The 6332-nt window shown below is 68.1% G+C and carries 7 protein-coding genes; 2 read left to right on the top strand and 5 right to left on the bottom strand.

What is annotated here, in order from left to right; all coding sequences use genetic code 11:
- Positions 1–73 precede the first annotated feature (73 nt).
- The 5 genes from G3N96_RS11410 to G3N96_RS11430 form a co-directional block, all read right to left on the bottom strand.
- Positions 74–1027 carry a TauD/TfdA family dioxygenase gene (locus G3N96_RS11410; protein WP_206137274.1) on the bottom strand — a complete coding sequence of 318 codons (954 nt, stop codon included), beginning with the start codon at positions 1025–1027 and terminating at the stop codon, positions 74–76.
- A 148-nt stretch (positions 1028–1175) separates the two neighbouring features.
- A complete protein-coding gene (locus G3N96_RS11415) occupies positions 1176–2021 on the bottom strand; it encodes an ABC transporter ATP-binding protein (RefSeq protein WP_206137275.1) in 846 nt (281 codons plus the stop codon).
- Between the two features lie 40 nt (positions 2022–2061).
- The gene (locus G3N96_RS11420) at positions 2062–2883 is read right to left on the bottom strand and encodes an ABC transporter permease (protein ID WP_206137276.1); all 822 of its coding nucleotides are present in this window, start codon (positions 2881–2883) and stop codon (positions 2062–2064) included.
- A 42-nt stretch (positions 2884–2925) separates the two neighbouring features.
- Positions 2926–3768, bottom strand: a complete 843-nt coding sequence (locus G3N96_RS11425) for an ABC transporter permease (RefSeq protein ID WP_206137277.1) — start codon at positions 3766–3768, stop codon at positions 2926–2928.
- 15 nt (positions 3769–3783) lie between these two features.
- A complete protein-coding gene (locus G3N96_RS11430) occupies positions 3784–4851 on the bottom strand; it encodes an ABC transporter substrate-binding protein (RefSeq protein WP_206137278.1) in 1068 nt (355 codons plus the stop codon).
- Between the two features lie 857 nt (positions 4852–5708).
- Between G3N96_RS11430 and G3N96_RS11435 the strand changes: the two genes are divergently transcribed.
- Together G3N96_RS11435 and G3N96_RS11440 are read left to right on the top strand one after the other, a co-directional pair.
- Positions 5709–5891: a Flp family type IVb pilin gene (locus G3N96_RS11435; protein WP_041493341.1), complete on the top strand. Its 183-nt coding sequence runs from the start codon at positions 5709–5711 to the stop codon at positions 5889–5891.
- 90 nt (positions 5892–5981) lie between these two features.
- Positions 5982–6332, top strand: a 351-nt coding sequence (locus tag G3N96_RS11440) for a prepilin peptidase (RefSeq protein WP_206137279.1), incomplete at its 3' end; no start/stop codon positions are given.

Here is a 6332-nt window from a genome sequence, read left to right on the forward strand (position 1 = left end):
CGGGTGTTGGGTAGCGGAAAACGAGGCAGGCGCGGCGGCGCACATGGAACGGCGCCGCCGCAAGGCGCGAGCGTTACTGCAGCGTCGCGCCCGGCCCCTTCAGCACGACGCTCTGGCGGCCGTCGATACCGACCGGCACGTCGCCGTGCACGGTGGCGCGGCGCACGACGCGGCGCGCATCGCCGTAGTCGTTGATCGCGTAGTGCTGCGTCGCGCGGTTGTCCCAGATCGCGACGTCGCCTTCCTGCCAGTTCCAGCGCACGGTGTTCTCGAGACGCGTCACGTGCTCATGGAACACCTGCAGCAGGTGCGCGGAATCCTGCGCCGACAGCCCCTTGAGCCGCTGCACGAAATGCCCGAGCACGAGCGTGCGTTCGCCGGTTTCCGGGTGGACGCGCACGACCGGGTGCTCGGTTTCGTAGACGGTCGACGTGAACACTTCGCGGTAGCGCTTCAGTTGCGTGTCGTCAGCGTGCACGTGCGTCGACGCGTAGTCGTACGCGTTGGTATGCAGCGCCCACAGCGTGTCGGCGAGCGCGCGCAGCGGGTCGGGCAGGTTGGCGTACGCGGCGGCCGTGTTGGCCCACACGGTGTCGCCGCCGAACGGCGGAATCACGACGGCGCGCAGGATCGAGATCTTCGGGTACGCATCGACGAAGGTCACGTCGGTGTGCCACGAATTGGCGCGCGCGCCGTGCGCGGAATCGAGTTCGAGCAGATGCGCGCTGCCGTCGACGGACGGCACCGTCGGGTGCGCGACGGTCTTGCCGAAGCGGCGTGCGAACGCTTCCTGCGCGGTGTCGTCGAGATGCTGCTGGCCACGGAAGAACAGCACCTTGTGGCGCAGCAGCGCGGCCTGGATCGCGTCGAACGTCGCGTCGTCGAGCGTGCCCGCCAGCCGCACGCCGGCGATCTCGGCGCCGATCCGGCCGGCGACCTGGCGAAGCTGGAGCGGCGTGGCGGCGGTGCGCGGCGCGGCGTGCGAAGCATGCGATGACGGGTGAGCGGCGTGCTGGATTTCGGACATCGGGAGTCTCCTGGAGTCGGGTCGGTCGAGTCTCCATTCAAGCAGGGACCGCGCGCAATCGGAACCGATGAATCGTCACAACCTTAGCGTGTGCGCGGCGATGATCGATATGCGTCGTCATGCTGAGCAATGCGGTGCGACACGCGGGCTACCACGCCAGCCGCCATTCGCCGATCCGGTGCGGGCGCGGCGTGTCGAAGTGCTGGCCGCCCGGGCGATCGTCGCCCGGCGGTTCGTGGTCGTCGAAATCGGCGAGCACGGTGTCGCGCAATCGCGCGAATTCCGGCGAATCGCGCCGGCGCGGGCGCGGCAACGCGACATCGACGATGCGTTCGATGCGGCCCGGGCGCGGCGCCATCGTCACGACGCGGTCGCCGAGATACACGGCTTCGTCGACGTCGTGCGTGACGAGGATCATCGTGATGCGCTCCTGTTCCCAGATGCGCAGCAGTTCGTTCTGCATCCGCGCGCGTGTCTGCGCGTCGAGCGCGCCGAACGGCTCGTCGAGCAGCAGCACGCGCGGGCGGTTCACGAGGCCGCGCGCGATCGCGACGCGCTGCGCCATCCCGCCCGACAGCTGGTTCGGATACGCGTGCTCGAAGCCGTTCAGCCCGACGAGCGCGATGTGATCGGCCACCGCGCGCCGCTTCGCGGCCGCGTCGAGCGGCGCGTTGCGCAACGCGGCCTCGATGTTCTGCGCGACGGTCAGCCACGGGAACAGCCGGTGATCCTGGAACACGATCCCGCGCTGCAGCGACGTGTCGTGCACGCGTTCGGCGCCGGCCCGGATCTCGCCCGCGTAATCGGTATCGAGCCCGGCGATCAGCCGCAGCAGTGTCGACTTGCCGCAACCGCTCGAGCCGACGATCGTGACGAATTCACCGGCGCGCACGTGCAGCGACACGTCGTCGAGTACGGCGAGCGCGGTGCCGCGTTGCGCGTAGTGCTTGCTCACGTGGAGGATGTCGAGCGAATCGGAGGCGAGGGTCGTCATGGCGGTGCGAGAAAGAGGGTGACGAGAATCAAACAGGCGATCAGCGCGTCAGGTCGCCGCGCCGGGCCAGCACTTTGCGTTCGATCGTGCGCGCGATCGCGTTCAGCGCCCAGCCGGTCACGCCGACCACGATGATCCCGAACAGCACGAGATCCATCCGGAACTGCTCGCTGCCGTCGATCAGCGTGTTGCCGATGCCGCTGCCGGCGACCAGCAGGTATTCGGCGCCGAGCGTCGCGAGCCACGAATAGATCAGGCCCAGATACAGCCCGGTGAAGATCGACGGCAGCGCGGCCGGCAGGATCACGTAGCGCACGAGCTGGAGCCGCGAGTAGCGCAGCGCGCGGGCGACGTCGACATACGCGCGCGGCACCGCGTGAATGCCGTCGCAGGTGTGCGCGGCGACGGGCAGCAGCGCGGCGAGCGACAGGAACACGACCTTGGCGACGTCGCCGAGGCCGAACCATACGGAAATCAGCGGAATCCACGCGAACAGCGAGACCTGCTTGAACGTGTCGAAGCTCGGGCCGACCATGCGCGCGGCGACGCGCGACAGCCCGAGCGCGGCGCCGAGCAGCAGCCCGCCCGTCGCGCCGAGCACGAAGCCGCACGCTTCACGCGCGAGCGACGCGGACAGCGCGCGGCCGAGTGCGCCGCTCGTGGCTTGCGCCCATGCGGTGCGCAGCACGTCGGCGGGGCCGACGAGCAGCCCGCTGCTCACGAGGTGCGCGGAAGCGATCGCCCACCACAGCGCGAACGCGACGAGCGGCAGCACGAAGCCGCGCCAGTCGGGGGCGCGCAGGCGACGGGCGGTCGCGGTGGCAGGCGGGGTGGCGTCAGGCGCGGCGGCGGGATACGTCAAGGGCAGGACTCCTTCGGTTGCGCGGGCGGGGGCAGCAGCAGTTCAACCGCGGAACGCGGACGGCACGCCGCGGCGCAGGCGCGCTTCGAGCGCATCGAGCAGCCGGTTGATCAGCAGGCCGACCGCGCCGACGACGATCACGGCCGCCATCACGAGATCGAGCTGGAACAGTTGCCGCCCGTACACGATCAGGTAGCCGAGCCCCTCGGACGATGCGACGAGTTCGACGACGACGAGCGCGAGCCACGACTTCGTGAACGCGAGCCGCACGCCGGTCGCGAGCGTCGGGATCGCGGCGGGCAGCACGACGTGCACGATGCGTTGCCGCCGCGTATAGCCGAATACGCGCGCGACTTCGTCGAGCGCGGGCGGGGTCTGGCGAAACCCTTGCAACGTGCTCAGCGTGACGGGGACGAGCGCCGCATGCGCGATCAGCAGGTATTTGAGCGGCTCGCCGACACCGACGAGCAGCAGCAGGAACGGCAGCCAGCCGAGCACCGGAATCTGTACGAGCGCATTGAAGCTGGGCAGCACATAGGCTTCCAGCGTGCGTGACAGCCCGAGCGCGACGCCGGTCGCGAAGCCGAGCAGCGTGCCGGCGGCGAAGCCGACCAGCACGCGCTGCAGGCTAACCAGCGTGTGGCGTACGAGGTCGCCGCTTGTCGCGAGATCCTCGAGTGCGTCGAACACGCGTTCGGGCGGCGGCAGGATCTGCGGCGCGATCCAGCCGCGCGCGCTGCCGACGCTCCACAGCGCGAACAGCAGTGCAGGCAGCAGCCACGGCGCGAGCCGCCACGACCACCGCTTCACGGCCGCCGCACGGCGAGGCGGCGCGGCGAGCGCGTGGCGCCCGGATGACGGGAGGGAAAACGCGGTGTCGCTCATCGTGGTGGGTCCGGGTCAGGAAAGCGGCTTGCCGGCCGCGTCGTAGCGTGGCCAGTAGCTTTCGAGTTTCAGCGTGCGCAGCGCATTGTCGAGATACTTCGGCTCGAACCAGCCGTCGACGTCGACCGGCTGACGGATCAGCTTCAGCGCCAGCGCATCCTGCGCGACGGACTTGTAGCGCGCGACGAAGAACGGATCGAGCAGCGGCGACAGGCGGTCCTTCAGGCGCTGGTTCGCATAGTCGGCCTGCCACGACGACACCGGCACGCCGCTTTTCGCCCACAGCTTGAACAGCGCGTCGCGGTTCGCTTCATCGGACGACCATTGCGCGCCCTTCACGAGTGCCGTGACGACGCGCTGCACGATGTCCGGATGCGCGCGCTCGAACTCGTCGAGCACGAGCAGGTGAGTCTGGCGCGTGAGCTGCGGGCCGTCGTTCTGCGATTCGTAGATGATCTTCGCGAGCCCCGCGTCGCGCAGCTTGTACAGCTGGTAATCGCCCACCGACGCATCGATGCCCTTCGACGCGAGCGCGGCGAGCGAGCTCGCGGCGTCGAGATTGATCACGCGCAGGTCGCGTTCGCCGAGGCCGTTTTTCGCGAGCGCGTTGTCGGCGACGAGCTGCAGGTTGGTGCCGCGGAAGATCGACACGCGGCGATCCTTCAGGTCCTTGATCGAGCGGATGGGGGAATCGGGCGGCACCGCGATCTTGACGCCCGAGCGCACGCTCGCGGCGAGCAGCAGGCGCGTCTTGATCCCGTTCGCCCGCGCGAGCACGGCGGGCAGGTCACCCTGGTACGCGAAGTCGAGCGCCTTGTTGGCGATCGCCTCGTTGACGGCCGGCCCCGCGCCCTTGAAGAACAGCCACTCGACCTTGATGCCGTCGGCCGCGAATTCCTTTTCGACCAGTTGCTGCAACTGCGCGGTGGCCGCACTCGAGCCACCGAACGTCGGCGGATCGCCGGCGCCTTGCTGGGCGACGCCGATGCGGATGGTGGCGGGCTTGTCGGCGTGCGCGGCGGCGGCCGGCAACGCAATGAGGGACGCGATCAGCAGCGAGCGAAGCAGGCGCAGTGGAAGCATGAATCGATGGTTCCGGAACGTTGGGGGGAAGCGAGGCCGGGCCTCAGCCCGTCGGCGCATTCTCGATGACGGGCCGGGGCCGGACAAGAAACGATTTGAACTATGCTTATCGCCGTTTTCCGGGTTGGCGCGCCGGGCGTTTCGTTCCATTCGGATGAGAACGGCATTCACATGCATCTGACATTCAATCAGGATTCCAATCAAGTCGATTGAAGCCGGAAGCAGCGTCATGAAATTTCCGATTGGAAGGTCGCAAAGAACACGCGCGTGGATTCGCGCGGTGATCACTTGCCGAATCCGGGCGAAAAAACGGGGGCAGGTAGTCGGTGACATGCGATGCGAGTCCGTCATGCAAGCCGGGACGGCAAGCCGGGTGGGGCAAGGCGCGCGCATGCGGAGCAGCCCGGCATGCCGATAAATCGAATGGAAACCGGGGCGGAAATTCACGCGCTGCAACAGTCGGCATGCTCGTTCAGATCGATGAACCATTCGCGGTCATGCGAGAAAAAATGACCGTAAATGGATGGTATGGATTTCATCGTTGCACGATGAAATCCATAAATGCATCCGACGCCAAATAATTTGAATTCGCCTGAAAAATTGTCTATACCCTAGACGAATCAGCGCGGTTGCATCGTGCGGGAAGACCGCACCACGGATGCAGGCACGCAACGATCGAAGATGTCGTTGCACGCCGCGTGTTGCAGTCATCGAGAGGATTCCGGGGGAGGCGGGCGGCCTCGTGCCAGGGTCGCGCGCATGCGTCGCAACGGGCGAAGGCCCCGCGCAACCGCCGGAGCAACGGAGCATCTTTGCGTTCAACGGTCGGTCACCGGCCCCGTTACACGGAGGTTGCCATGCTGCAATACGTCAAGTCCCTGCTGCGTGACGAACGTGGCGTCAGCTCGCTCGAATACGCCGTGCTGGCCGGCATCGTCGTGGTCGCGCTCGCGGCGGTCGGCGTGATCCTCAGCAGTACCAGCGGCGGCCTGCCCAGCGTGTTCACGACACTGATCAACAAGGTGACGAGCCTGATCTGATCTCCTGAACCCGCGCGCCACCGACGAACACCGGGATCCGCAGCGGTAGAACGTGTCCGGCCCGGGGGCGTGTCGACGGACGGCTCTCCCATGCTCACGCTCGTGCAGTCGGTGGCCACGGTCTTGCTGGCCTCGCTCGCCGCGCAGGATCTGCGCGACCGGCGCCTGTCCAATCGCGCGGTGCTCGCGTTCGCGGCGCTGTATTTCGTCGCGGCCGCGCTCGTGCGCGACGGGTTCGCGCCGCTGGCCGGCCATGTCGCGACCGGGGCGGCGATGCTGTTGCTGTTCGGCGGCATGCGCCACGCGGGCTGGATCGGCGGAGGCGACGTCAAGCTGGCGGCGGCGGTGTTCCTGTGGGCCGGCCCGGCACTCGCGTTTCCGGTGCTGACGGGCGTCGGTGCGGGCGGTGCATTGTGCGGCGTCGCGTTGCTGGCGTCGCGG

This window comes from Burkholderia sp. Se-20373, from assembly GCF_017104705.1.
GTDB lineage: Bacteria > Pseudomonadota > Gammaproteobacteria > Burkholderiales > Burkholderiaceae > Burkholderia.